This is a genomic window from Noviherbaspirillum pedocola (assembly GCF_016632335.1).
Classification (GTDB): domain Bacteria; phylum Pseudomonadota; class Gammaproteobacteria; order Burkholderiales; family Burkholderiaceae_D; genus Noviherbaspirillum_A; species Noviherbaspirillum_A pedocola.
On sequence record NZ_JAEPBG010000029.1, the window covers coordinates 1 to 24508 of the forward strand.

Consider the following 24508-nt stretch of genomic DNA (forward strand, 5'->3'; position numbering starts at 1 on the left):
GCTGGATGAACCGATTCCGCCGCGTTCTGATTCGTTGGGAAAAGCTGGCGAAAACCTATCTTGCGTTTCTTCATTTGGCGTGCGCTGTTATTACCTGGCGTGCAATTGGCCTACTGGAATAGGCTCTAAGCCGGCCCGCTTGCGGCACGCCTTGTTCCAGGTCAAGTGCGCCGCAGGCTTTTGCGGCAGCGGCGAACTTGCGCTTGCCCACACGCGTGCGCAATCATCAGGACACACTGCGAAAGGAAACCGGCATGCAATGCGACATCCTCTGCGTGGGCATTTCCACGCTCGACCGGGTCTGGCTGGTGGACAGCCTGCCCACCGGCGGCGGCAAGTTCCGCGCGCACGATTACCTGGAGCTCGGCGGCGGCATGGCCGCCAATGCCGCGGTGGCGGCAGCGCGACTCGGCGGCCGCGTGGCCTACTGGGGCCGCAATGGCGATGACAGCGCCGGGCGCACGATGCGCGACGAGCTTGCCGGCTGGGGCGTGGATGTCGCGCAGTTCCGCCTGTATGCCGGCCACCGTTCCTCGGTCTCGGCGATCTTCGTCGGCCGCGACGGCGAGCGCACCATCGTCAATTACCGGGATGAAAGCATGCCGACCGACGCTGCCTGGCTCCCGGCCGAGCGCGCCGCCGGCTGCCACGCGGTGCACGGCGATGTGCGCTGGCCCGAGGGCGTGGCGCCGGCTTACCGGGCCGCGCGCGCGGCAGGCGTGCCCACCGTGCTCGACGGCGAGATCGCCGCCCCGGAAGTCTTCGCCACGCTGCTGCCGCTGACGGACCATGCGATCTTTTCCGAGCCGGGCCTGGCTTCCTTCGCCGGCCGGCCCATCGCCAGCGACGCCGACCGTCTCGCCGCGCTCGCCGCCGTGCGAGCTCAAGGCTGCCGGGTCGCGGCGGTCACCCGCGGCACGCAGGGCGTGCTGTGGCTCGATGAACATGGTGAACACCATCTGCCGGCTTACACGGTGGCCGTCGTCGACACCACCGGCGCCGGCGATGTATTTCATGGCGCCTATGCGCTGGCGATCGGCGAAGGCCAGTCGGTCGAGGCGGCGATGCGCTTTTCCAGCGCGGTGGCGGCCATGAAATGCGCGGTCAAGGGTGGCCGCGCCGGCATTCCGACGCGCGTGGAAGTGGACGGATTTTTGGCCAACGGATAGCCGTTCCTGCTTTCCCGGTTTCGGATTTGCGCTCGGCGCGGATCGTGACCTGCATGCCCCAGTGGCCGGGACGGCAGCTTGACGCGGCACAGGAGCGCAAGCGTTCTTTGCCCTTAGGCTGGCATTCCTGTTCTTCGCAATGCGCACGAGGCGCTTATGTCGCACTCAAGAATCTTCCCCGACCGCCATGCGGCCGCGCTGGCGCTGGCGCAACGGCTTGCGCCTTACCGCGGACAGCGGCCGCTGATCCTGGCGATACCGCGCGGCGCGGTGCCGATGGCGCAGGCAATCGCCGAGGCGCTGGGCGGTGACATGGACGTGGTGCTGGTGCGCAAGCTCAGCGCACCGTTCAGCCCGGAATACGCGGTCGGCGCGGTGGCGGAAAGCGGCTGGACCTGGATATCGCCGCATGCGCAGGCGGCCGGCGCCAATGCGGCCTGGATCGACAGTGAAAAGCGCCGGCAGATGGCGCTGCTGCAGGAGCGCCGGAAGCGCTACACGCCGTTGCGGCATGCAATCGATCCGGCCGGGCGCATCGTCATCGTCGTCGATGATGGCCTGGCCACCGGCGCGACCATGACCGCCGCGTTGCATGCCGTACGCGCGCATCATCCGGCCCGGCTGGTGTGCGCGGTGCCAGTGGCCGCTCCCGACAGTTTGGCCAGAGTGGAGGGGCTGGCTGACGAGGTGGTATGCCTGGAAGCGCCCGAGGACTTTTCCGCGGTCGGCCAGTTCTATGCCCGTTTCGATCAGGTCGACGATGCGCAAGTCGAGGACATCCTGGCTGCGCAGGCGGGCGCGCAACCCTAAGGCATGGACTTGCGCAGCCGGCGTTCCTGGCGCTGCTCGCTGGCGATTGCGCCGGTCAGCAGCGACAGTTCCAGCGACAGCAGCCGGACGATGTCGTCACCGGTGACGATGCCGGCCAGCGCGCCTGACGCATCCACCACCGGCAGGCGCCGAATGCCGTGCTGGCGCATCAGCCGCAGGGTTTCGACGAAGCCGGCGTCGAGCCCCACTGTTACCGCCGGGCCCATCACGATGTCGCCGGCGGTGAAGAGCTTGGCGTCCAGATCCAGCGCCATGGTTTCAAGGACGATGTCGCGGTCGGTGACGATGCCCAGCGGCACGCGCCGGCCGTCGCGCTCCTCGATCACCACCACATCGCCGACATGATGCCTGCGCATCAGCGCCGCCACCTCGGGCAGCGCGGCGTCGGCATTGCAGCTTACGACCTTGCTGTTGGAGCATTCACTGATGGGCATGTTGATGATCTCCTTTCGGCAAACGCCTACGCTGGAAAGCCCTGCCAGACGCTGCCCTATAATGGACCGGGCCTTCAGGCCATCCCCCAACCAACCAGGAGCTTCGATGACCATGGAATCCCCCGGCGCCAATGAGCCTTCCACCAACGCGCAATGGAGTCTTGAGCGAATCAACCGCCTGGTCTTTGACCTCGAGCAAGAACTGTCCAAGGCGCCGCCAGAGGCCGATGTGGAGCGCATGCGCGCGGAATTGCACGTGCTGCGCAATGCTCTCAATGAACATGCGGCGGCGGACGCCGAAGCGCGCGACGCGCACATGGAAACCGCCCGTTCCTCGTTCGGCCGCATGACCGCCGCGGTCGAGAACGAAGTGCTGCGCGACAGCAGCTATATCGCCGAGCTCGGCCGCATCCTCGGCATGGTGTAGCGGGCTGCTCGCGCCGCAAGATCAGCCTTCATCATGCGACTCGCGCAGGCCGGGCTCGACATCGAACCCGGCCTGCCGGCACAGCAGATGCGAAGGCTTGAGCGTGCTTTCCCGGCCCAGACAATGCGCATGCCGCGCCAGCCATCCATCCATCGCGGCGCGGCCGACGCCGTGCAGATACTCCAGGAAATCCCATTCCACGTTGAACTTGCTCGAAATATCCAGCGAGCGCAGTTCCTGTTCGGCACTGATGTGATGCAGGCACATGCGCGCATAGCGCCGCTCGGCCGCGCTGCCATCGTGCACCAGTCGCTTCAGCAGCCGCAGCGTCGCAACCTCCTTCACCAGGCTGGCGTTGAAGGTGATTTCATTCAGGCGGTTCTGGATGTCGGCGGCGGTGCGCGGCAATTCCTCGCGTTCGGTGGGATTGATCTGCACGATCATGATGTCGTCGGCCGCGGTGTCATCGATCAGCGGAAACAGCGCCGGATTGCCCATGTAGCCGCCGTCCCAATACGGATCGCCATCGATTTCCACCGCGCGAAAGATCTGCGGCAGGCAGGCCGACGCCATCACCACATCCAGGCTGATCTCATGGCGCCGGAAGGTGCGGGCCCGGCCGGTGCGCACATTGGTGGCCGAGACGAACAGATGCAGCTCACGGCACGCGCGCACCCGCTCGAAGTCCACCTTGGCCGCGACCAGTTCGCGCAGCGGATTGATGTCGAAGGGATTGAATTGATACGGCGACACCAGGCTGCTGGCGATGCCGAACAACTGGTAGCCCGGCGAATTGTCCATCGTCCATTTGCCGAGGGCGCGGTCCAGCGGCGTGCGCTGCAGCGGGCTGAAGCGGGCCAGATTGCTTAGCGACTGCCAGAAGTCGCGCAGCGCCGCGCGCGCGCCGTCGCGTCCGCCGCTTGCAAAGCCATGCGCCAGCACCACCGCGTTCATCGCGCCGGCGCTGGTGCCGCTGATGCCGTCGGGAATGATGCGCTCGTCTTCGAGCAGCCGGTCCAGGACGCCCCAGGTAAAGGCGCCGTGCGCGCCGCCGCCCTGCAGCGCGAGATCGATGGGTATGGGTTGTTGGCTCATGGTTGTGCAGTTGTGAAGGAATGCCCGCAAGCTAGCACGGTCGAGAGCCGGTCCGACTGCGCTGGAGCAACCCAGTCTTGCCAAGCGCCCTTATCCGGCGAGGTGATGAAACCAGTCCGGCGCCTGCCTGGCATAGCAATGCCAGTCATCGTTGAAGCTGGCCAGCATGAACCCGTGCCTTTCACCCAGCAGCGCCAGGCTTTTCTTGGCATACAGGCTGATGTGGCCCACGCGCGGCGAGCAATACCACCAGTCGATGCGCTCATCCCTGCGCAAATAACCGTCCGAGGTCGCGGTGCTGAAGAGCACGACGCCGCGCGCATCCAGAAGGTGTGCAAGCGTCGCCATCAGCGCATTCGGATCCGGCACATGCTCGAAGACTTCGAAGGCCGTGATCAGGTTGAACTTGCCGAGCGCATCAAGCCGCGTGTCGCTCGCCGGAAACGGATCATGGGAAAGCGAATCCCATCCGTCGTCCCGCAGCAGCGCCGCAAGCCTGCCATTGCCGCCGCCGTAATCGAGATGCCGGATCTGCGCCTTGCATGGCGCAAGGACCGACATCAGCAAAGCGGCATTGGCGGACGGCCTGGCTTCGACATAGTCAGGATCGAGTTCCAGGTAATGCGCGTTGTAAACCTTCTCGAGAAAATCCGCGTCGCTCCATGACTGGAATTGCGGGCTGAATGTGAAATCGCAGGTTGCGCACATGTAGTAGTAGACCGGAACGCCGGCGAGCTCCAGGCGCTTTCCGGTGCGCTGCTGGTAAGTCAGGTTGTAGTTGAAATCGACGACGTCGAGCGCTGTGCTCGGGCTGGCGCAGATGGGGCAGGGGCTGGGTGTCATGTGTGGTCAGCGTTGTGATGGGCGGCCTCGGCTGAGTAACGCAGGTCGGCGCGCTGCTCATTGCCGCACATTGCCAGTCATTGCCAGCGAGCCATCCGCGCTGCGCCCGCTTGCGCGAATCGGCGCTGCGGCGCCGCCATCCCGGCTCATCCAGAACCAAGCCGCGCCTGCCCGGTCAACCGCTTCATCCCACCCGCAAAGGAGAGCCGCGATGCGCATGCATCATCTGAACTGCATTTCCTCCTGTCCGCTCGGCGGCAGGCTGATGGATGGCCGAACGCCCGGAATTCTGAAGCGCGGCGAACTGTGCTGCCATTGCCTGCTGATCGAAACCGAGCAGGGCCTGGTGCTGGTCGATACCGGCTTCGGACTGCGTGACGTAGCCGATCCGCACAGCCGCCTGTCCGAGTTCTTCCTGCTGCTGCTGTCGCCGGATTTCCGCGAGGAGATGACCGCGGTGCGCCAGATCGAGCGGCTCGGCTTTCGCGCCGCCGATGTGCGTCACATCCTGCTGACCCATCTCGACTTCGACCATGCCGGCGGCCTCGATGACTTTCCAAACGCCACCGTGCACATGCTCGAGCAGGAGCGCGACTATGCGCTGCAGCAGAAGACCTGGATGGACCGCCAGCGCTTCCGGCCGCAGCAGTGGAGCAGCCGCAAGCGCTGGCAGGTGCATGCGGCCAGCGGCGGCGATGCCTGGTATGGCTTCCAGTGCGTGCGCGACATTCCGGGCCTGCCGCCGGAGATCCTGTTCGTGCCGCTGCCGGGCCATACCTTCGGCCACGCCGGCATCGCGATCCAGACGCCCGATCGCTGGCTGCTGCAGGCCGGCGACGCCTACTTCTATCACCGCGAAATGCATGCCACGCATCCGTACTGCACGCCGGGGCTGCGCCTGTACCAGTTCATGCTGGAGAAGGACCGCCGGGCGCGCCTGGGTAACCAGGAACGGCTGCGGCGACTGCGCCATGCGCATGGCGGCGAGGTGGAACTGTTCTGCGCGCATGATCCGGTGGAATTCGAGCGCGTCACCGGACGCTCGCTGCACACGAGCGCGGCATCGCGCATCGGCGGCTTGCAAACGCATGCGGGCTGAGCCCGGGGCGCTCAAGCAGGGACCAGCCAACTGCCGTTACACTGACGCCGCATCGCGCGACGCCGCGCGATGACACCGCCCTGCGCGGCTGCGCGGGGACGCCGCTTTCCAACCACTTTCAATAACAAGCAAAGGAACGACATGGCCCTGAAGAATTCGCTGCCGCTCGTGTGCGCGGCAGGCATCAGCATGTTCATCGCTGCCTGCGCCACGCCGCAGGCTTCCGCCCCCGCAGCAGCCCCCATGGCCGCTGCCAGCGCGCCGGCCGCCGCCGGCAAGGTGCGGGTGCAATGGCTGGGACAGGCGACCACGAAGATCACCGCGCCGAACGGCAAGGTCATCGTGATCGACCCATGGCTGACCACGAATCCGAAAACGCCCGAAGCCTACAAGCGTCTCGAAGCTCTCGGCAAGGTCGACGCGATACTGGTCACGCACGGGCATGGCGACCATTTCGGCGATGCGCCGGCGCTGTCCAAGCTCAACAATGCGCCACTGTACGGCCCTGCCGGGCTGATCACGTCGGTGACGACGCTGGGCATCCTGCCGGCGTCGCAGGCGATCGGCTTCAACAAGAGCGGCGCGGTCATGCCGGTGGGTCCTGGCATCACCGTCACCGCGGTGCATGCGGAGCACAGCTCCGAGCTGGTCTACAAGAACCCGGAAAGCGGCAAGAACGAGGTGCATGTCGGCGGCGAGCCGATCGGCTATATCGTCGATCTGGGCAACTTCCGCATTTATCACATGGGCGACACCGGCGTCTTCGGCGACATGAAGTGGATCGCCGATTACTACAAGCCTGATCTGATCCTGATGCCGATCGGTGGCCATTACGTGATGGGACCGAAGGACGCTGCCTTTGCCACGCGCGAGCTGCTGCATCCGAAGTATGTAATCCCCATTCACTACGGCACCACGCCGCTGCTGAAGGGCACGCCGGAAGAGTTCAAGGCCGCGCTCGGCAACAGCTCGACCGCGGTGATCGCGCTGCAGCCGGGGGAGATGGTGGAGTTTTGAGGAGTCGGGCGCAAACCCGCTTGGATAAATTTTCGTAGGTTGGGTTGACGCAGGAAACCCAACATGTTCGCGGTCCGCAGACGCCGGATGTTGGGCTTGTCAGCCCAACCTACGCGTCCTCAAATGAACACGTAATCGCGGCCCGCAGACGCTGGATGTTGGGCTTGTCAGCCCAACCTACGCGTCCTCAAATGAAGACGTAGTCATCCGGCAACCGCATCACCCGCATGCGCAGCGAGGCTTCCATCAGCTCGATGCCGGAGCCCACCATCTGCACGTCATACGCCGAGCGCTTGCCGCCGGCAAAGCGGATGCGGCTTTCGATCTCGCTCCAGTCGACGCGATCGCGGATGTCATCCGGCGTCGGGCACAGGAACACCAGCAGGTCGGCATCGGTTCTGGCCAGGGCGTCCAGGCCAAGCCGCACCAGCGCGCCGGACGTATGGCCGTCCACCACCATGCCATACACCTTCGCGCCTTCCGGATAGGCAAAGCGCTGCGCGTGGGCCATCGTGCTTTCCATCGTTTCCATGCTCATCTCCTTTACATCGGCGGTTGGCCGTTGGAAGCGGTCAGGCCGCCATCCACCGGCAGGTTCACGCCGGTCACGAAGCGCGCGTCGTGGCTGGCAAGGAAGGCGATCACGTCGGCGATGTCTTCCGGCTCCGCGCCGCGTCCCAGCGGGATGCGCTCGGCAAATTTCTTCATCAGTTCCGCATCCTCATACATGTCGGTGGTGAGGTCGGTGCGCGTCAGGCTCGGGCAAACCGCGTTCACGCGCACGCCGTCGCGCGCATGGTCCATCGCCAGCGCGCGGGTGAAATTGGTGACCGCGCCCTTGGCGGCGTTGTAGAAGGACAGCGCCCAGTCGCCGCCCAGGCCCGACACCGAAGAGACATTCACCACGCACCCTTTGGTCTTGATCAGCTCGGGCATGGCCGCGCGACAGCAGAAGAACACGCCATCGAGGTCGGTGCCCATCACATCGCGCCAGTCTTCCACGCTGGCCTCGGTGATCTTCCCTTCGGGCGCGACGCCGGCATTGTTGATCAGCACATCGAGCCGGCCGAAGCGCGCGAGCGTGTCGGCCACCAGCCCCTGTACCTCCTCCAGCTTCGACACATCGGTCGGACGCACCAGGCTCCTGCCCTTGGGGATGTCGAGCGCCGTGCGCTCGAGCTTGTCGCGGGTGCGCCCGGCCAGCACCACCGAAGCGCCATCGGCGGCGAAACGTTTCGCGGTGGCCGCGCCGATGCCGGAACCCGCGCCGGTAACGATGACGACCTTGCCTTCAAATCGAGCCATTGCTGCTTTCCCTTTCTTGAAACGGTTTTCAGAAAAACAAGGCAAGCCATGTCCAGCCTGCAGTGGGCTTGTCGCTTTGGCCATATGGACGCGGAATTTGTGGCGGAGTTCGGATTTTTTTGCGTAAACACTTGCTTCGTGTCAGCCGAATCCCGACATGGACGTTACATTGCAGTCTTCCCGAAAAAATGCTGCATTGCTGCAACTTTGGCAATTGTCGCTCTGTCATCCGACCCGTACCGCCGACCCGTATCGATTTCCCGCCGCATGTCCGACATCCTGCTTCCCGAAGTTCCCGCGACCTCATCGTCGCAGCTCGACGTTTCGCTGGGCCATCCCGACCTGCTTGCCGGCCCTGTTCAGCCGGAGCTGTTGCGCAATGAAGTGCTGGCCGATTTGTTCGAGGCCACTGCCATCGCGCATCCGGAAAAGATTGCGCTGATATGCGGCACCGAAGCGATCAGCTACCGGGAGCTGAACGCCCGGGCGAACCGCGTCGCTTCGTGTCTGATCGCCGACGGCGTGCAGCCGGGGCATATCGTCGGCCTGTGGCTGCCGCGCGGCATTGCGCTGCTGGTGATGCAGCTCGGCATCGCCAAGGCCGGCGCGGCCTGGCTGCCCTTCGATGCCGACACCCCGGCCGAACGCATCGAAGTCTGTCTTTCCGATGCGCAGTCGGTCGGCCTGCTCACCTGCGACGCGCATGCGGCGCTGCTGACCGGACGCGAAGTCGGCGCGACTTGGACCCTGGAAGCCATCGCCGCCGAGCATGCGCCGGCCGAACACCGCCGCACCGGCGTGCTGCCCTCGCATCCGGCCTATGTGATCTACACCTCCGGCTCGACCGGCAAGCCGAAGGGCATCGAAATCAGCCAGGGCAGCATCTGCCATTTCCTGCGCAGCGAGAACGCCGTGCTCGGCGTGACTGCCGCGGACCGGGTCTACCAGGGCTTTTCGGTGGCCTTCGACATGTCCTTTGAAGAAATCTGGATCAGCTACCTGGTCGGCGCCACGCTGTGGATCGCGCCGAAGGAGCTGACCGGCGACCCCGAAGCGCTGCCGCGCGCGCTGGCCGACAACGGCATCACGGTGCTGCACGCGGTGCCGACGCTGCTGTCGCTGTTCGCCACGGACGTGCCCAGCCTGCGCATCATCAATCTCGGCGGCGAAATGTGCCCGGAAGCGCTGGTGTCGCGTTTCGCGCGCCCGGGACGGCGCATGTTCAACACCTATGGCCCGACCGAAGCCACGGTCTCGGCCAGCCTGGCGCAGCTCGTGCCCGGCAAGCCGGTCACCATCGGCACGCCGCTGCCGAATTACGGCCTCCTGATCATCAAGCCGTCGATGGAAGACGGCCTAGTGCTGCTGCCGCGCGGCGAAGTCGGCGAACTGTGCATCACCGGGCCGGGCGTGGCCGCCGGCTATCTCGGCCGGCCCGAACTCACAGCGGAAAAATTCCTGCCCAATCCCTGGTCCACCGGCGCGGCCGACGCCCGCCTGTACCGCACCGGCGATCTGGCCTGTATCGAAGCGGATGGCGAAGTGCGCTGCCTCGGGCGCAGCGACGACCAGGTCAAGATCCGCGGCTTTCGCGTCGAGCTCGGCGAAATCGAAGCGGTGCTCGCGCGCCAGGCCGGCGTCGGCGCGGCGGCAGTGGTGCTGCGCGCCGAGGAGGGCATGGACCAGCTGATCGCCTTTGTCGTGGCGGAATCCGGCGCGCAGCTCGAAGGCGCCGCCCTGCGCAATGCGCTGGCCGCGCTGCTGCCGCCCTACATGGTGCCGGCGCGCTTCGAATTCCTGGCCGAGATGCCGCGCCTGACCTCGGGCAAGATTGACCGCAAGGACCTGAAGGCCAGACCGCTGGCTGCTCCCGCAGCGAACGACGCGGCGCCATCGGATACGCCGGCCAACGACGCTGAAGGCGCGCTCTTCGCCGCGCTGGCCAAGCTCTTCCCGGGCCAGGCGATCCGGCGCGACGCCGACTTTTTCTCCGACCTCGGCGGCCATTCGCTGTACGCCGCGCGCCTGGCTTCGGCGCTGCGCGCCGATGGCCGCTTTGCGCAGGTGACGGTGCGCGACATCTACCAGAACCGCACCGTTGGCCGCATTGCCGAGGCGCTGATTGCCGGCGGCGCCGTGCGCGGCGCGGCGAAGGTCGACACCGACTGGGCGACGCCGATGGCTGCGAAACGCTGGGCCTGCGGCGCGGCCCAGGCCATCGCGCTGCCGATCATGATCGCGCTGCGCATGGCGCAATGGCTGGCGCCCTTCTTCACCTATCACTTCTACACCGGCGACCCGGGCGACTCGAACTGGCGCGCGCTGGGCATGTCGCTGGGCGCCTTCCTGGTGGCCACCGTGCTGGAATTCGCCATTGCCATCGCCGGCAAATGGCTGGTGGCCGGCCGCCTGGAATCCGGCCGCTATCCGCTGTGGGGCATGACCTATTTCCGCTGGTGGCTGGCCGACCGCATGGTCGATGCCGCGCCGACCTATCTCCTGGCCGGCTCCTCGTTGTATGCCTGGTGGCTGCGCGCGCTCGGCGCGAAAATCGGCCGCGATGTGGTCATCGGCTCGATCACGGTGCGCGCGCCGGATTTGCTGGCCATCGGCGACGGCGCTTCGATCGGCAATGCGGTGAACCTGGAAAATGCCCGTGTCGAGCATGGCGAACTGCGCCTGGGCGGCATTGCCATCGGCGACAACGCCTGCATCGGCTCGTACGCGGTGCTCGAAAGCGGCAGCAGCATCGGCAGCCACGGCCATCTCGACGGCCAGTCGGCGCTTGCCGAAGGGCAGACCGTGCCGGCGCTGCGCCACTACACCGGCTCGCCGGCGCGCGACATCGGCGCCTGGGATGTCGCATCGAATCCACCGCGGCCGAAGTTGACGAAGGCGCGCGCCACACTGGAAAACCTGTTCTTCCTGGTCGGCGGCCTCGCCATCACCGCGCTGTTTTTCCTGCCGGTGTTCCCGAGCTTTCTGCTGATCGACACCATCGACAATGCCGACCGCTTCCCGTGGCTGCAGAGCAGCAGCATCGCTTTCCAGCTCGCCAAGTACTTCTTGCTCGCCTTCCCGGCCACCGCGCTGATGATCCTGTGCACAGTGCTGCTGTCGGCGCTGGTGCGCTGGACCGTGCTGCCGCGCCTGAAACCCGGCAGCACGCCGGTGCACAGCCTGCTCTACTGCCGCAAGTGGCTGGTGAACCAGATCCAGGAAACCAGCCTGCACGTGCTGCACGGCGTGTATGCCACCGTGTATGCGCCGTTCTGGTATCGCCTGCTGGGCGCGAAGGTCGGCCGCGATGCCGAAATCTCGTCGGCGCTCGGCCTGGTGCCGGACATGCTGACCCTGGGCGACGAAACCTTCATCGCCGACGCGGTGATGCTCGGCGATGAAAAGATCGACGGCGGCTGGATGACCCTGAAGCCCACGGTCATCGCGCGCCGCAGCTTCGTCGGCAACGGTTCCTATGTGCCGGACGGCACCGTGCTGCCCGAAGGCGTGCTGATCGGCGTGCATTCGACGCCGCCGGCCAATGCCGAGTTGAAGAGCGGCCAAACCTGGCTCGGTTCGCCGCCGATCCACCTGCCGGCGCGCGAAGCGGTGGCCAGCTGCTTTCCCGAGAACCTGACCTTCCGACCGGGCAAGCGCCGTCGTCTCGCGCGCGGCCTGGTAGAGGCCTTCCGCGTCGTGTCGCCGCACGCCATCGTGATCTCGGTCGGCTACACCCTGGTGCTGAACCTGATGCCTCTGGCCGGCGCCGGCCGCTGGACCGAAGTCGTATTGCTGCTGGCCGCGGCCGGTCTGTGCTACGGCCTGGGCAGCCTGCTGTTCGTGGCGATGTTGAAGTGGCTCTTCATTGGCCGCTACCGCAAGCACAGCGTGCCGATGTGGACGCCTTTCGTCTGGGTCTCGGAAGCGGTCACCAACTTGTACGAAGGCGTGGCCGTGCCGAACTTCATGCGCTACCTGCGCGGCACGCCGATGCTGCCCAAGGCATTCAACCTGCTCGGCGCGAAAATCGGCCGCGGCGTGTATCTCGACACGGTCGACATGACCGAATTCGATTGCGTGGAAATCGGCGACCACAGCGAACTGAATGCGCTGTGCTGCCCGCAAACCCACCTGTTCGAAGACCGCGTGATGAAGATCGACACCGTGCGCATCGGCAGCCGGGTCTCGATCGGTCCGCGCGGCTGCGTGCTGTACGGCGCCGAAGTCGGCGACGGCGCGCAGCTCGGCGCGTTGACGCTCGTGATGAAGGGCGAATTCATTCCCCCTGCCACCGCCTGGACCGGCCTGCCGGCCGCACCGGCGCAGGCGTGAGCGAAGTTATCGTCCATCACTGGCCGCGCGACCGGGCCGCGGCGCTGGCCGCGCTCATCAAGGGCGATGCGCCGGTGCTGCTGCAATTCGCTACGCCGCAGACCACCCAGCGCGACGCCGCGCGCGCAGCAGTGCGCGATGCGCTATGCGTACTCCTCGCCGATTACCTCGGCTGCGCGCCCGAAGCCGTGCCGCTGGTTTCCATCCCCGGCCAAGCGCTGCGGCTCGATGTGCCGGGCGCGTTACCCGGCATCTCGGTCAGCCATGATGCCGGCATCAGCCTGGTGGCGCTCAATGCGCATGGCGCGAGCGGCATCGACGTCATGCGCCTGGAAGACTTGCCCGACTGGCGCGAAGTCGCGAGCGACTACCTGGGCGCGGCCGCATGCCGCCACATCGCCGCGAGCGCGCGGCAGGAGCGCGCGCAAATCTTCGCTGCTGCCTGGACCCGCATGGAAGCACGCCTGAAATGCCTGGGTCTGGCGCTGACCGAATGGACACCGACGCTGGAGCGCCTGCTCGAGCGCTGCGGCGCCCAGTCCTTCATGCCCGCCCCCGGCGTCGTTGCCACCCTGGCCTGGCGCCGGACGTACTGACCCTTCCTGACATCGCCGCCACGCTGTTGTCCGGCTCGAAGATGAACACTTGTTCGTTGCCTTGAGCAGCGATCGCCGCGTCGTTACCCACCCCGTCCCGACGCCGCCTTGCAGGCGCGGGTTCCGTTGTCCATTCCAATTCATCCCTGCAAGCGGCCATGGGTATTGCGCATGTTGTGTCCGTGGTCCCATGACGGTTCGATGCACCGGGCTGGACGATCACTCACCGATGGCGCAAGCGGCGAACGCATCGCGCAGGCAAGCGCCATCCTTATTCGGTATCGATCTCATGAGAACAAGCTCCGACTATGCGCGCCCAGTCGCGACTCCTGCGCCAGGAAATTTGCAACCACAACCGCAGGGCAACCACGTCGTGCCCGACGTGCGCAGCCAGCAGCAGGCCGCCATGCCGCTGACCACGGCGGCGCAGCCCGGGTACGGCAATGCAAAGGTTGTACTCGCGTCCGGGCCGTTCCTGCGGACGGTCCCGCCATCGGACCAGGCCGTGGAGGAAAACGAGGATGTGAGCGAGTGCCGGGTATTTGCCAGGCGTGGCGATGCCGAGTCGCAGAACGAATTGGGGTGGAGGTACCTCCATGGCTGTGGCGTGGCGCAAAGCTTTGACCTGGCGTTTTTCTGGTTAGGTAAAGCGGCGCAGCAGGGCCATGCGCTCGCACAGTACAACCTGGCCGTGATGCACATGCGAGGCGAAGGAACGCACCGGGATTTGGGCATGGCCTTTTACTGGTTCAGCAAGGCCGAGCAGGGAGGCAATCCCGATGCGCAGCGCGAATTAGGCTTGATGTATGCAGCCGGCAGAGGCGTGGCACGCGACCCGGTCCAGGCATGCGCCTGGTTCAGCAAGGCCGCACAGCGGGGCGACGCCAAGTCGCAGTACCTGCTGGGAATGCATTACTGCGAGGGTGCCGGCGTGGAGAAGGACTGGACGAAGGGGTTTGCCTGGATCAACAAGGCGGCAAAGCAGGGTGATGCCGAAGCCCAGTTCTGGATGGCCTTGATGCATTTCGAGGGCGAGGGCATGGTGAAGAGCGTCGAACTGGCGATCGCTTGGCTTGACAAGGCGGTTAAACAGAGGCATGCGGGGGCACAGTGCTTGTTGGGGCACTTCCATAGCGAAGGCATCGGCGTTGCGAAAGATCTCAAGCAGGCATTCGAGTATTTCAACCAGGCGGCGCAACAGGGCGTCGTCGAGGCGCAGCGTACCTTGGGCAGGATGTATGGCGCAGGCACGCATGTGAAGCAGGATGGTCGGAAGAGCGCCGAATGGATGATCCGCGCGGCCGGGTGGGGCAAACCCGATGTGGGCACGCTGAGCTTGCGCAATCGCGGCATCGACGACACGCTGCTGGCCGGCATGCTGACGTGCTTGCCGGCCAATGCCGGGATCGGACCCCTTGATCTCGGCAACAACCTGATCGGCAACGAAGGCGCGGCAAAGCTTGCCGCGATGCTGGACCGCTACCCGACCCTGACCGCGCTGAACCTGGACAACAATCCCATCACGAAGCCGGGAATCCGCGCGCTGGCGCAAACCTTGCGCGGCAATACCACCGTGACCGAGCTGAGCGTGATTCCGTCGATGCTGCCAGGCGCGGCCGGCAATGCCGAACTCGAACTGATAGAAGCCGAGTGCGAAAACAATCTGCGCATCGCCGCGCTGCTGCAGGAACAGCGATCATGGAAGACCGATGGCTGGAAGGGCTACGAGCCGAAGCTGGCGTCGCTGCTGGAGCAAAGCCTGATCCGCGCCGACATCAAGCTGCATGACAGCGATTCCGAAGACACGCAGCGCCGCGTCCTGGAAATGCAGCTGTGCCTGTCAGGACTGTCGAAGCAGTGAAGGTCTGAGCGGCAAACCATGGCCGGCATGCTTTGGTCGGTACGCCAAAGCGCTGACGATGACATCAGCAGCGTCGGCTTCACGCGGCCGCGCCAATAGCGTCACTTCCGCAGCGCTGCCGCGACCGCGCCGCGCAACTCCGGCAGCACTTCCGCATCGAACCACGGATGCCGCGCGAACCAGCCGCGATTGCGCGGCGACGGATGCGGCAAGGGCAGGCGCGCCGGGCCGTAGTCGCGCCAGGCAGCGACGGTATCGGTGAGCGTGGGCTTGCGCGTTGCTCCAAGAAAGTAGCGCTGCGCATACTGGCCGATCAACAGCGTCAGCCGTATGTCGGGCAATTGCGCCAGGATGCGGTCCAGCCATAACGCCGCGCATTCCGGCCGTGGCGGCAAATCGCCGGAAGCGCCGCGCCCCGGATAGCAATACCCCATCGGCACGATCGCAATGCGCGACGCATCGTAGAACACCTCCCTGCCCACCCCCATCCAGGCGCGCAGCCGCTCGCCGCTGGCGTCATCCCACGGTATGCCGCTGCGATGCACCTTCAGTCCGGGCGCCTGGCCGACGATCAGGACACGCGCGCTCGACTCCGCCTGCAGCACCGGGCGCGGGCCCAGCGGCAGATGCGCGGCGCAAGCGGTGCAGGCGCGTATTTCGGACAGCAATGCGGCAAGGTGAATGACGGACGAATCTGACATGGCGAGGAAGTGGGGCGGGGAATATCCCAGATGGCGCCTACCGTTCGTCGATCAAGAGCAAGCCTTGCGCGATGCAATGCCGGCATGCGGGCAAGGCTATCCATGCAGCATTCTTTCCTGCTGGCGATGCCTGCGCGCCGAAGCAGCCTTGCTTGCAGCCATACGACCCGGGGACCTCGAACCGTTCGTCGGTTGCAGCCGAACCGCATGCCAGAAGCGACGTCTATCCGCGCGGCATTGCCGCAAGGCGCCGCCCTCAACAACAATTCATGCGAAACGGAGTCACATTGAAATCCCTTCTCCCCTTGGCCGCGGCCTGCGCCGTGCTGATCTGCTCTTCCGCCCACGCACGGCAGGATCACCGCTACCTCAACCATCCCTGGAGCAGCGGCGCCACGACGACCACGACCAGCACGGCACCGACCACTACCACTACGACGACGACCACGACCGCTCCAACCACGACCACCACAAGCACCACGACTTCTGCCAGCAGTCCCACGACGACGAGCACTAGCGCCCAGCTCAGCGCCGCGCAGACCTGCAGCCTGCCCAACTTCCTGCAGGACATGATGAATCGCATCAATGCCGCCCGCGCCAGCGGCCGTACCTGTGGCACGACCTGGTATGGTCCGGCGCCGGCCCTGTCCTGGAACGCCGTGCTGTTCAATGCCGCCGCCGCGCATTCGACCGACATGGCAGCCAACAATTACTTTTCGCATACCGGCCTGAACGGCAGCGACCCCGGCCAGCGCATCACCGGCGCCGGCTATGCCTGGAGCGCCTATGGCGAAAACATCGCCGCCGGCCAGACCTCGGTACAAAGCGTGGTCGACGGCTGGTTGAACAGCCCGGGGCATTGCGCCAACCTGATGAATCCGCAGCTCGTCGATGTCGGCGTGTCCTGCGTCTCCAGCAACACTTCCAACTATCCGACCTACTGGACCATGGACCTGGCGCGGCCGCGCTGAGGCGGGACCTTGTGTGGCCGGGATGCGAGCGGACGCAATCCGGCCGCGTACGAATGTGCGAGTGTGCAGCGGGGAATTGCCGGGTGTTACGAAAGCGGCCTGTCTACTTTGAGAAAGGTCCGCCATGCAACCGTTCCTGGCCACGTACCAGCCCGCACGGTCAGACGACTGTCGCTTCGTCGACGCCTTTGGCGGGCTGCCCACCGATGTGGCGAAAATCGTGGTGCGTTCGATCCCGCAATGCGAACGCACCAGCCTGCTCAGCCTGGCGCTGCTGGAGACGAAGAACGAATGCATCGGTTCCGATAACGAAGTCGCGACATGGCGCCTGTTCATTCGTGTCATGGCCAATCAATCCAACTCGAACACCTTGCCGCGCTATCAGTCCAGCGAAGCGCTTGCGCTCGACCATGTAGCGGAGCTGCTGAAGCGGCAGAACACCATGACGCATGAAGCCTGGGTCGAAATAATGGCCACGACCGTCGAACAGCTCGGCCATAGCGCAAGGCTGCATGCGGCCGTTCGCGACGCGCTGTCGCATGCGGCCGCGATCGCACCGGCACCGCGCGCCAGGCTGCTGCGCCGCATCGTGGAAACCAGCCGGTTCGCGCAACCTGGCCAGCAGTCGGGCGTCATGCTGTACGTATTGCCGGTGGCGAAGGATCTGCCCAGCCGTGAACGATGCGACCTGTTCCTTCCACTGCTTTCGCTTTGCATGAAGGCCCATGCGCAGAATGGCGAAGCCGGCGAGTGGCTGCGCAAGACCACGGCCCTGCTTGCCCGCTTGCCCGAGCCTCTGGCCATGCATGCCATCGAGGAGGCATTGATGCACGTGGCGAAAGACTGCGCCGACATGAAAACCTACATCGCGGTGGTCGAGGCGCTGTGGGGCCAGGCCACGACGCTGTCGGCGCAGCCGCAGGCGCATCTGCTGCTGCAACTGGCACTCTGCATAGGGCAAATCGATGGCGAGCCTGGAGGGCGCATGCTGAGCGCATTGCTGACCCAGGCGGACGCGCTCGATCTGCCGCAAGCAAACAAAACCGCCTGGAAGCTCCTGTACCGCGCAGCGGCATGGCACCACGATATGGGCATGCAGCGCAATCAGCAGCATCGAAGCGCCATCGTGCGGGAGGCCAGGGTACTGCCCGAATCCCTGCGTCGGCAGGTGATATCGATGCTGCAAGCCATCGATGAGGCACCGTACGCGCGCAAGTACCGCCTGCCGGACGCGGGATGGGGATGCACGATCCTCTGACGTATCCCTGTCCATGCCTTCAGGCCAGACCGGCTTGCGCCAACGCCAACCCGCGCCCTTTCGGCGGAACCTATGTCGTTCACGCTTCGTCTGACGAGTCCTAACGCTGCCAAAAGGACAAGGAGGACGTCATGGGTCTGGGTGCCGATTTTTCCCGCATTCTCGAGCAATACAGCGATCCGCAGGCGCAGGCCGCGCCGCAGCAGGTCGAGTCGCAACAGGTCGAGCAGGACTTCGACCATGTCGCGCAAGGCGCCGATGTCGAAACGCTGCAGCACGGCATCGACGGCGCCTTTCGCTCCGAGCAGACGCCGCCATTTGGCAACATGGTCGGCCAGATGTTCGGCGGGGCCGATCCGAATCAGCGCGCCGGCATGCTGAACCAATTGATCGGCGCGGTCGGCCCGGCGGTGATTGGCTCGCTGTTAGGCGGAAGCAATGCCGGCGGCGGCGGCCTGGGCGGCCTGCTCGGCGGTCTGCTTGGCAATGGCGGCGCGGCTGCGCCACAGATCTCGCCGCAGCAGGCGCAACAGCTTGATCCGCAGCAGGTGCAGGAAATCGCCAACCATGCCGAGCGCGAAAATCCGGGCGTGGTCCAGCAGATGAGCCGCTACTACGCGCAGAACCCGCAACTGTTCAAGGCGCTTGGCGGCGCCGCGCTGGCGGTGGCCTTGGGCCATATCGCCCAGCGCAACCGCCAGGGCTGACTCAGCGGCGGAGCCAGCGATGAAGAATCCCTGGGGCAAGAAGAATCCCTTCCTTTCCATGTGGCTGTCCGGCGCCAACGCCATGGCCGGCGCCGCGCGCGGCCGCGCCAGCGGGCAAGCGAAGCGCCAGGCTGCCGCCGCGACCACCCGTGGAGCGAAGGCCGCAACCAAATACTGGACCGATGCGCTATTTCCGCCGCCCGCGCGCAAGAAGCGCAAATCACGCTGAGGCTGCCAGCGCTTTTCACCATACGAGGAGCGAACATGTCCGCTTATTCCATGCCGATGATCACCGGCATCTTCCCCGACCGTCCCAGCGCCGAGCGCGCCTGGGCCGAACTGGCCGCGCGCGGCTATGACGAGAAGGACATCAATGTGATGATGTCCGACGACACCCGCAAGCGCCATTTCGGCGACGACGCCCCGGATACACCGCTTGGCAACAAGGCTGCCGAAGGCGCCGGCATAGGCGCAGCCATCGGCGGCACGCTGGGCGCGATCATTGCCGCGGTGGCCGCGGTCGGCACCACGCTGGCCTTGCCTGGCGTGGGCCTGGTTGTGGCCGGACCGGTCGCCGCCGCGTTGCTGGGCGCCGGCGCCGGCGGCGCCACCGGTGGCCTGCTCGGCGCGCTGCTGGGCTGGGGCATACCGGCCGAGCGCGCCAGGCATGCCGAGGCCGGCATCCGCGGCGGCGCCATCCTGCTCGGCTTCGTGCCGCGCAATCGCGAGGATGCGGAATATTTCGAACGCCACTGGGAAGCGGTGCAAGTGCAGGAAGCCGCGCCGGTCGCATCGGCAAGCGCGCCTGCGACCGCGGCAAGCTCGACAGTGACGACATCCGCATCGCGGCCGGTGAGCCCGGCCGCGGCTGACTTGCCGCCATCGACCGCTTACGACCCGAACCGCGCCGACTTCCGCAACGAGACCATCGTGGTCAAGGAAGCTGCCGAGCAGCCAGTGGTGAACAAGACGGCGCGGGTGGTCGAGGAAGTCGCCGTTGGCAAGACCGCGGCCGAACGCAGTCAGCAGGTCGGCGGCACGGTGCGCCAGACCGTGGTCGACGTGGAGCGCGTGGGCGGGGTCGATGTGGGCAATGCGACGAATGCGGCCAATGCGGTCGATACGCACGATGCCGCGTACCGGGTGCACCACGCCGACAACTTTGCCCATCGCGGCGAGTATGAGCGCTATGCGCCGGCCTACCGCTACGGCGCAGAACTGGCCGGCGCCGGGCGCCATCGCGGCCGTTCCTGGGACGACATCGAGCAGGAAGCCAGGGCCGACTGGCAGGCGCGCCATCCGGACAAGCCATGGGAAGACACCGGCTCGGCGGTGCGCTATGGCTGGGAAAGGATGATGGGGCCGGATTGAGCATCGGCGCACCGCATCGGCATGGAGCGCGGCATGCCCGACGGGGACGGGCTTGCAGGTAAGCGCGCCGTGATTACGCGGTTTTGGGCGCCGTTTCAGCGCTGGAAAACTGTGCGCAGAAAGGAACGCGGGCACGCCGACAGTAACAAAGCGGGTCCTTTCTCCTTTCCGTCCGAACAGGCTGCGTTGATCAGATCCCGCTCATGTCCCCCTTTCCCTATCCCTTTTCCGCCCCGACTACGCCGGCGCTGCCCGACGATCACCGCTACGTCGGCAGTTTCGGCGACCTGCCCCTCGATATCCTGCCCATCGTGGTTCGCTCGATTGCGCTCGGCGAGCGCGCAAGCCTGCTGAGCCTTGCGCTGGTCAACAAGAGCATGTATTTCGCCACCCGGCCGCAGCGCACATGGCTGGGCGTGTGGCCCGAACGCGGCGCCTTGCAGCGGGAATCCTCGCGATTCCAGGCCGGAACGCGTTTTCAGTACATGCTGCACCTGGCCGCCTCGATGCAGGAGCCCATGCCTGTCGACGCCAGGCATGCCTTGCTCTGTGCATGGCTGGACCAGATCCTCCCGCATCGACATGGCTTGCTGCTGAACCACTACCCGGATTGGCCGCTGCACATGCTGCAGCAGTTCCTGCAAGCGGTGCAGACGCTGCCCGCGCGGGAACAGGGCGATCTGCTGTGGAGCTTGCTGAGCGCACTGGAGCGGCCGGTTCGGCAGCAGGGCCCCGAAGCAGGCGCGAAGACGACGCTGCTGCTGCAGATGAAGCAGATGGACGGCTGCCTGCCGGATGAAGAAAGACGGGCTTTCACCATCGCCTGCCGTGTCGCCGGCTGGCGCATCGAGAGCGGGTTGTTTGCGCATCGCTTCGATCATGCCGCGCAACAGGGCGAAGAAGCCTTGTCCGCCGAACACCTGCAAGCAGCGTGCGATGCAATCCTGTTGCATGCGCACGCGTTGCCGATTGCGGCGCTGGCGACAACGCTGGATGTCATCATCAGCCACCTGAGGTTTCTGCCGCAGCAGCGGCGCGAGAAGGCGCTCGCCTCCATGTTCGAGGCGAGCGCCGCATGGCCGGCTTATCATCGCGTCCGCATCCTGGCCGCGCTGCTCGATGCGCTTCGCCATTGCGACGTCAGCCCAGAAGCAGCCGACCGCGTCATTGCGCACATGCATGAGCTGGAGCCCATGCTCGACGCATGCGCGGCGCTGCCTGAGGATGACAAGCTGCGGCTGCTGCGCGATGCGGTCTGCCTGGTAAAGGGCTACGCCACGTTGTGCGAGCATTGCAGCGATCCGGCGGCAAGCGCCGCCGCGTTGGAAGAGGTCATCGATCGCATCGGCATCCAGCTCATTGCCCACCTGGTCGCGCTGCCCTCTTCGCGCTTGCCGCAGTCCGTACTGGAGCGCACGCTGCGCGAAGCGATGCGGACCATGTACGGATGGGGCGGCAACGCCTGCAAATGGCAGCAAGGCTACGCGGCGCTATGCGCAGCCAACAAGCTCGCGCATGGCGTGACCTATGGCCTTGCCTGCGACTGGATGGCCCGGGCTCTGTTCACGCGTGCTGAGCGAAATCGTGCCCAGTCGCCGCAGGAGGCGCTCGCCGCCCTGCTGGAGCAGGACGAGACAGCGCCGGATGGTCACGACGAGGTTGCGACGTGGCGCCTGTTCATCCGCATCGGCAGCAATAGGCTGGACAGCCGCCGGCGCGAACCCGACGACGACAGCGCCCTGGGCGACGCCGAGACCCTGCTTGCCAGGCCGGGCATCATGACGCCCGCTGCCTGGGTTGAACTGATGGGCATGAGCCTGGAGGGAATCGCGCCCTCCGATAATGGCTGTCGCCTCCTGCACCGGGTACTGCAGCACGCCCGTACGATCCCGGAGACGCTGCGCGCCGAACTGCTGGCGCGCATCACCCGCATCGTCAAACACTGGAAGCCCGAGCATCAATCGGGCGTGGCCGACAGTCTGTTGCAGATGGCCGAAGCGCTAAACGTCCACGCGCGGGCACGATTGCTGCCGGTCCTCATCGAACTCTGCATGGAAGCCATCCCGGGCAACCGCAGCGCGCAGTCATGGCTGGACGCAACCATGCGCATGATCGCCGGACTGCCGGATGCAGCGAAGTATCATCTGCTGGAGACAGTATTGAACGTCGATACCATTGCGAGCTCTCATGCTGTGGCCTGCGCCGCGTTACTGTCCCAACTCGAGCAACAGATCGCCACGCTGCCACCGCAGCCGCAAGCCCGCCTGTTGGCAAGCCTGGCGCTGTGCCTCGGGGGGCGCAGCGATGGCCATGCGCGGCGCATGTTCGAAGGCGTCATGGCCCGTTTGAATAGGCTCGATTTGCCGCCGCAGGCAAAGCAGGCCTGGCAGCTGGTGTGTCAGGCGGCCTATCTCCATCCGCGCCAGCTCGAACATGGCGAAGCTCCGCAGCAGAAGATACGCGGCGATGCCGAAGCGCTGCCCGATCCGCTGCGCCAGGCTGTGCATACGATGCTTGACCACATCGACGAGCTGCCCTCCTATTCGGTGCGCAGGCGGGAAGACCGCGACGGTACCTGCGTTCTCATCTGAATGCCGGTGCGCCGCGTGCGGGTGGCGTCGGCGGAAGCGGGCAATCAGGCGTCTTGGCATGCGCGCGCCGGCCGGGGCGACGAAGGGGCGTGGCAGGACATCAGCGCGCAATGCGATGCGCTGCCCGATGCCTTGCAACGGGACGCCCGCGCCATGCTGGACGACATCAGGCGCTTGCGCCACTACCGCGGGCAGAAGACCAGCGACAGAAGCAGCGGCTGCGTGATCTTCTGAGATGCCAAGCGCCTGGACAATTGCGCGCCACGGTTGCCGCCATCCCGTGCTATTGGAACGCCACCTCCGCAAAGCTCCTCAGCTTCCTGCTGTGCAACCGGTCCTGCCCATCCTGACGCAACAGCTCGGCCGCGCGTATGCCAATGCGCAGATGCTGGTCCACCCGCTGCCGGTAGAACTGGTTGGCCATGCCGGGCAGCTTGATCTCGCCATGCAAAGGCTTGTCCGATACGCACAGCAGCGTGCCGTAAGGCACGCGGAAGCGGAAGCCGTTGGCGGCAATGGTGGCGCTTTCCATGTCCAGCGCCACCGCGCGGCTCTGGCTGAAGCGGCGCTCGGGTGTGCGGTGCGGCAGCAGCTCCCAGTTGCGGTTGTCGGTGGAGGCCACGGTGCCGGTGCGCATGATGCGCTTCAGGTCGTGGCCGGACAGACGCGTGACTTCGGCCACCGCCGCTTCCAGCGCCAGCTGTATCTCGGCCAGCGCCGGAATTGGCACCCACAGCGGCAAGTCTTCATCGAGCACATGGTCCTCGCGCACATAGCCATGGGCCAGCACATAGTCGCCCAGCGCCTGCGTATTGCGCAGGCCCGCGCAATGACCCAGCATCAGCCACGCATGCGGACGCAGCACCGCGACATGATCGGTGATGGTCTTTGCATTCGCCGGTCCCACGCCGATGTTGATCATCGTGATGCCGCTGCCGTCTTCCCGCACCAGGTGATAGGCCGGCATCTGCGGCATGCGCGGCGGCGCCGCGCCGCGCTCGTCACCCGGTTGCGCCTCCAGGCCGGCGCGGCGTGTCACCAGGTTGCCCGGCTCGACAAAGGCGACATAGTCATCGGCACCGTTCATCGGCTGGCACATGATTTCCTGGCCGAGCTTGATGAACTCGTCGATGTAGAACTGGTAGTTGGTGAACAGCACGAAGTTTTGCAGGTGTTCGGGGGCGGTGCCGGTGTAATGGCGCAGCCGCTGCAGCGAATAATCCACGCGCGGCGCGGTGAACAGCGACAGCGGCTGCGGCCGGCCGGGCGCGATGTCGACGGTGCCGTTGGCGATGCCGTCATCCATCGCCGACAGATCCGGCAGGTCGAACAGATCGCGCATGCGGTGCAGCCGCTCCGGCGGCATGTCGGCTTCCACGTGGTCGTGCTCGGCGAAGGAAAAATGCACCGGGATGGGCTGCGAGCTGGTGCCGACTTCGAGCTGCACCCGCGCGCTGCCATGGTTCTTCAGCAGCAGGTCGAATTGCCTGAAGTAATAGTTGGCGAACAAATCGGGCCGGGTCAGCGTGGTTTCATAGGTGCCGGGTCCGGCGACGAAGCCATAGGCCAGACGCGAATCGATGGGCGCGTTGGTGTCCGTGTGCACGCGCACGAAGGGATAGCAGGCGCGCACCCGCTCGGCCAGGTTTTCGCCGCGGATGAAGCGCTGCAGGCAGGCGCGCAGATGGCGGATGCTGCTGTCATAGATCGCCTGGACCTGCGCGAGCGCGGCAGCCGGATCGTCATAACGTTGCGTGGCGATGAATGGCGGGGTCAGCATGTAAGGCTCCGTTCATGATGGATGCGGGAATGCGGGAATACATAATCAGTTTATGCAAGAAGCATGCTCAGGCGCATGATGGTTCTGCGCATTGTAGCGGTCGGCTAAGATGCCCGGTTC

General features: G+C 65.7%; 22 protein-coding genes and 1 pseudogene. 16 read left to right on the plus strand and 7 right to left on the minus strand.

From position 1 onward, the window contains the following. From JJB74_RS29945 to JJB74_RS29955, 3 genes and pseudogenes are all read left to right on the plus strand, one after another. Positions 1–122 (plus strand): annotated as a pseudogene (locus JJB74_RS29945) (IS5/IS1182 family transposase); the annotation flags it as partial. Positions 123–254: 132 nt separating this feature from the next. Further along, on the plus strand, positions 255–1169 hold the full coding sequence (locus JJB74_RS29950) for a PfkB family carbohydrate kinase (protein ID WP_200598227.1): 915 nt from the start codon (positions 255–257) through the stop codon (positions 1167–1169). A 156-nt stretch (positions 1170–1325) separates the two neighbouring features. Beyond that, on the plus strand, positions 1326–1979 hold the full coding sequence (locus JJB74_RS29955; protein WP_200598228.1) for a phosphoribosyltransferase: 654 nt from the start codon (positions 1326–1328) through the stop codon (positions 1977–1979). On the opposite strand, the gene JJB74_RS29960 is transcribed toward JJB74_RS29955, so the two are convergent. Continuing rightward, positions 1976–2434 (minus strand): CBS domain-containing protein, encoded by a 459-nt coding sequence (locus JJB74_RS29960; protein ID WP_200598229.1) that lies wholly within the window; start codon positions 2432–2434, stop codon positions 1976–1978. The two genes, JJB74_RS29955 and JJB74_RS29960, sit on opposite strands and share 4 nt — an antisense overlap. A gap of 106 nt (positions 2435–2540) precedes the next feature. Between JJB74_RS29960 and JJB74_RS29965 the strand changes: the two genes are divergently transcribed. Continuing rightward, complete coding sequence (locus JJB74_RS29965) at positions 2541–2861, plus strand: hypothetical protein (RefSeq protein WP_200598230.1); 321 nt, start codon at positions 2541–2543, stop codon at positions 2859–2861. 21 nt (positions 2862–2882) lie between these two features. Here JJB74_RS29965 and JJB74_RS29970 read toward each other — a convergent pair whose 3' ends face one another. Together JJB74_RS29970 and JJB74_RS29975 are read right to left on the minus strand one after the other, a co-directional pair. Continuing rightward, positions 2883–3956, minus strand: coding sequence for a patatin-like phospholipase family protein (locus JJB74_RS29970; RefSeq protein ID WP_200598231.1), 1074 nt, complete (start codon positions 3954–3956; stop codon positions 2883–2885). Positions 3957–4046: 90 nt separating this feature from the next. Continuing rightward, positions 4047–4799, minus strand: coding sequence for a class I SAM-dependent methyltransferase (locus JJB74_RS29975; RefSeq protein WP_200598232.1), 753 nt, complete (start codon positions 4797–4799; stop codon positions 4047–4049). 211 nt (positions 4800–5010) lie between these two features. On the opposite strand from JJB74_RS29975, the gene JJB74_RS29980 reads away from it, so the two are divergent. Further along, a complete protein-coding gene (locus JJB74_RS29980; protein WP_200598233.1) occupies positions 5011–5898 on the plus strand; it encodes an MBL fold metallo-hydrolase in 888 nt (295 codons plus the stop codon). A 141-nt stretch (positions 5899–6039) separates the two neighbouring features. Then, positions 6040–6915 carry a metal-dependent hydrolase gene (locus tag JJB74_RS29985; RefSeq protein ID WP_234484981.1) on the plus strand — a complete coding sequence of 292 codons (876 nt, stop codon included), beginning with the start codon at positions 6040–6042 and terminating at the stop codon, positions 6913–6915. 187 nt (positions 6916–7102) lie between these two features. Here JJB74_RS29985 and JJB74_RS29990 read toward each other — a convergent pair whose 3' ends face one another. Beyond that, positions 7103–7447, minus strand: coding sequence for a hypothetical protein (locus tag JJB74_RS29990; RefSeq protein ID WP_200598234.1), 345 nt, complete (start codon positions 7445–7447; stop codon positions 7103–7105). Positions 7448–7458: 11 nt separating this feature from the next. Next, on the minus strand, positions 7459–8220 hold the full coding sequence (locus JJB74_RS29995) for an SDR family NAD(P)-dependent oxidoreductase (protein WP_200598235.1): 762 nt from the start codon (positions 8218–8220) through the stop codon (positions 7459–7461). 267 nt (positions 8221–8487) lie between these two features. Here JJB74_RS29995 and JJB74_RS30000 point away from each other — a divergent pair, with 267 nt between their 5' ends. From JJB74_RS30000 to JJB74_RS30010, 3 genes are all read left to right on the plus strand, one after another. Beyond that, the gene (locus JJB74_RS30000; protein ID WP_200598236.1) at positions 8488–12552 is read left to right on the plus strand and encodes a Pls/PosA family non-ribosomal peptide synthetase; all 4065 of its coding nucleotides are present in this window, start codon (positions 8488–8490) and stop codon (positions 12550–12552) included. After that, on the plus strand, positions 12549–13148 hold the full coding sequence (locus JJB74_RS34050) for a 4'-phosphopantetheinyl transferase family protein (RefSeq protein ID WP_200598237.1): 600 nt from the start codon (positions 12549–12551) through the stop codon (positions 13146–13148). The genes JJB74_RS30000 and JJB74_RS34050 overlap by 4 nt, the downstream gene beginning before the upstream one ends. Before the next feature lie 343 nt (positions 13149–13491). Next, on the plus strand, positions 13492–15009 hold the full coding sequence (locus tag JJB74_RS30010; RefSeq protein WP_200598238.1) for an SEL1-like repeat protein: 1518 nt from the start codon (positions 13492–13494) through the stop codon (positions 15007–15009). 101 nt (positions 15010–15110) lie between these two features. Here the strand turns inward: JJB74_RS30010 and JJB74_RS30015 are convergent, their stop codons facing one another. After that, positions 15111–15710, minus strand: coding sequence for a uracil-DNA glycosylase family protein (locus JJB74_RS30015; RefSeq protein WP_200598239.1), 600 nt, complete (start codon positions 15708–15710; stop codon positions 15111–15113). Positions 15711–15997: 287 nt separating this feature from the next. Between JJB74_RS30015 and JJB74_RS33560 the strand changes: the two genes are divergently transcribed. The 7 genes from JJB74_RS33560 to JJB74_RS30050 all read left to right on the plus strand — a co-directional run bounded on the left by JJB74_RS33560 (position 15998) and on the right by JJB74_RS30050 (position 22842). Beyond that, entirely contained in the window at positions 15998–16681 is a 684-nt protein-coding gene (locus JJB74_RS33560) for a CAP domain-containing protein (RefSeq protein ID WP_234484982.1), read from the plus strand. Positions 16682–16805: 124 nt separating this feature from the next. Beyond that, positions 16806–17939, plus strand: coding sequence for a hypothetical protein (locus tag JJB74_RS30025; protein ID WP_200598240.1), 1134 nt, complete (start codon positions 16806–16808; stop codon positions 17937–17939). A 131-nt stretch (positions 17940–18070) separates the two neighbouring features. After that, positions 18071–18646, plus strand: a complete 576-nt coding sequence (locus tag JJB74_RS30030) for a hypothetical protein (protein ID WP_200598241.1) — start codon at positions 18071–18073, stop codon at positions 18644–18646. A gap of 19 nt (positions 18647–18665) precedes the next feature. Next, complete coding sequence (locus JJB74_RS30035; RefSeq protein ID WP_200598242.1) at positions 18666–18875, plus strand: hypothetical protein; 210 nt, start codon at positions 18666–18668, stop codon at positions 18873–18875. Between the two features lie 35 nt (positions 18876–18910). Next, positions 18911–20017, plus strand: a complete 1107-nt coding sequence (locus JJB74_RS30040; protein WP_200598243.1) for a YsnF/AvaK domain-containing protein — start codon at positions 18911–18913, stop codon at positions 20015–20017. A gap of 203 nt (positions 20018–20220) precedes the next feature. Next, positions 20221–22608, plus strand: coding sequence for a hypothetical protein (locus JJB74_RS30045; protein WP_200598244.1), 2388 nt, complete (start codon positions 20221–20223; stop codon positions 22606–22608). Further along, positions 22609–22842, plus strand: coding sequence for a hypothetical protein (locus tag JJB74_RS30050; protein WP_200598245.1), 234 nt, complete (start codon positions 22609–22611; stop codon positions 22840–22842). It begins immediately after the preceding gene. Positions 22843–22891: 49 nt separating this feature from the next. On the opposite strand, the gene JJB74_RS30055 is transcribed toward JJB74_RS30050, so the two are convergent. After that, on the minus strand, positions 22892–24388 hold the full coding sequence (locus JJB74_RS30055; RefSeq protein ID WP_200598246.1) for an AMP nucleosidase: 1497 nt from the start codon (positions 24386–24388) through the stop codon (positions 22892–22894). Positions 24389–24508 lie beyond the last annotated feature (120 nt).

Excerpts from the sequence above, each read along its gene's own strand:
- JJB74_RS29995 (WP_200598235.1), bottom strand. The coding sequence starts at position 8,220 with ATGGCTCGATTTGAAGGCAAGGTCGTCATCGTTACCGGCGCGGGTTCC.
- JJB74_RS30030 (WP_200598241.1), top strand. The coding sequence starts at position 18,071 with ATGGGTCTGGGTGCCGATTTTTCCCGCATTCTCGAGCAATACAGCGAT.
- JJB74_RS30045 (WP_200598244.1), top strand. The coding sequence starts at position 20,221 with ATGTCCCCCTTTCCCTATCCCTTTTCCGCCCCGACTACGCCGGCGCTG.
- JJB74_RS30000 (WP_200598236.1), top strand. The coding sequence starts at position 8,488 with ATGTCCGACATCCTGCTTCCCGAAGTTCCCGCGACCTCATCGTCGCAG.
- JJB74_RS30055 (WP_200598246.1), bottom strand. The coding sequence starts at position 24,388 with ATGCTGACCCCGCCATTCATCGCCACGCAACGTTATGACGATCCGGCT.
- JJB74_RS30015 (WP_200598239.1), bottom strand. The coding sequence starts at position 15,710 with ATGTCAGATTCGTCCGTCATTCACCTTGCCGCATTGCTGTCCGAAATA.
- JJB74_RS29955 (WP_200598228.1), top strand. The coding sequence starts at position 1,326 with ATGTCGCACTCAAGAATCTTCCCCGACCGCCATGCGGCCGCGCTGGCG.
- JJB74_RS30040 (WP_200598243.1), top strand. The coding sequence starts at position 18,911 with ATGTCCGCTTATTCCATGCCGATGATCACCGGCATCTTCCCCGACCGT.
- JJB74_RS29980 (WP_200598233.1), top strand. The coding sequence starts at position 5,011 with ATGCGCATGCATCATCTGAACTGCATTTCCTCCTGTCCGCTCGGCGGC.
- JJB74_RS29985 (WP_234484981.1), top strand. The coding sequence starts at position 6,040 with ATGGCCCTGAAGAATTCGCTGCCGCTCGTGTGCGCGGCAGGCATCAGC.
- JJB74_RS29960 (WP_200598229.1), bottom strand. The coding sequence starts at position 2,434 with ATGCCCATCAGTGAATGCTCCAACAGCAAGGTCGTAAGCTGCAATGCC.
- JJB74_RS30035 (WP_200598242.1), top strand. The coding sequence starts at position 18,666 with ATGAAGAATCCCTGGGGCAAGAAGAATCCCTTCCTTTCCATGTGGCTG.
- JJB74_RS30025 (WP_200598240.1), top strand. The coding sequence starts at position 16,806 with ATGCAACCGTTCCTGGCCACGTACCAGCCCGCACGGTCAGACGACTGT.
- JJB74_RS29970 (WP_200598231.1), bottom strand. The coding sequence starts at position 3,956 with ATGAGCCAACAACCCATACCCATCGATCTCGCGCTGCAGGGCGGCGGC.
- JJB74_RS29975 (WP_200598232.1), bottom strand. The coding sequence starts at position 4,799 with ATGACACCCAGCCCCTGCCCCATCTGCGCCAGCCCGAGCACAGCGCTC.
- JJB74_RS30050 (WP_200598245.1), top strand. The coding sequence starts at position 22,609 with ATGCCGGTGCGCCGCGTGCGGGTGGCGTCGGCGGAAGCGGGCAATCAG.
- JJB74_RS29965 (WP_200598230.1), top strand. The coding sequence starts at position 2,541 with ATGACCATGGAATCCCCCGGCGCCAATGAGCCTTCCACCAACGCGCAA.
- JJB74_RS29990 (WP_200598234.1), bottom strand. The coding sequence starts at position 7,447 with ATGGAAACGATGGAAAGCACGATGGCCCACGCGCAGCGCTTTGCCTAT.
- JJB74_RS29950 (WP_200598227.1), top strand. The coding sequence starts at position 255 with ATGCAATGCGACATCCTCTGCGTGGGCATTTCCACGCTCGACCGGGTC.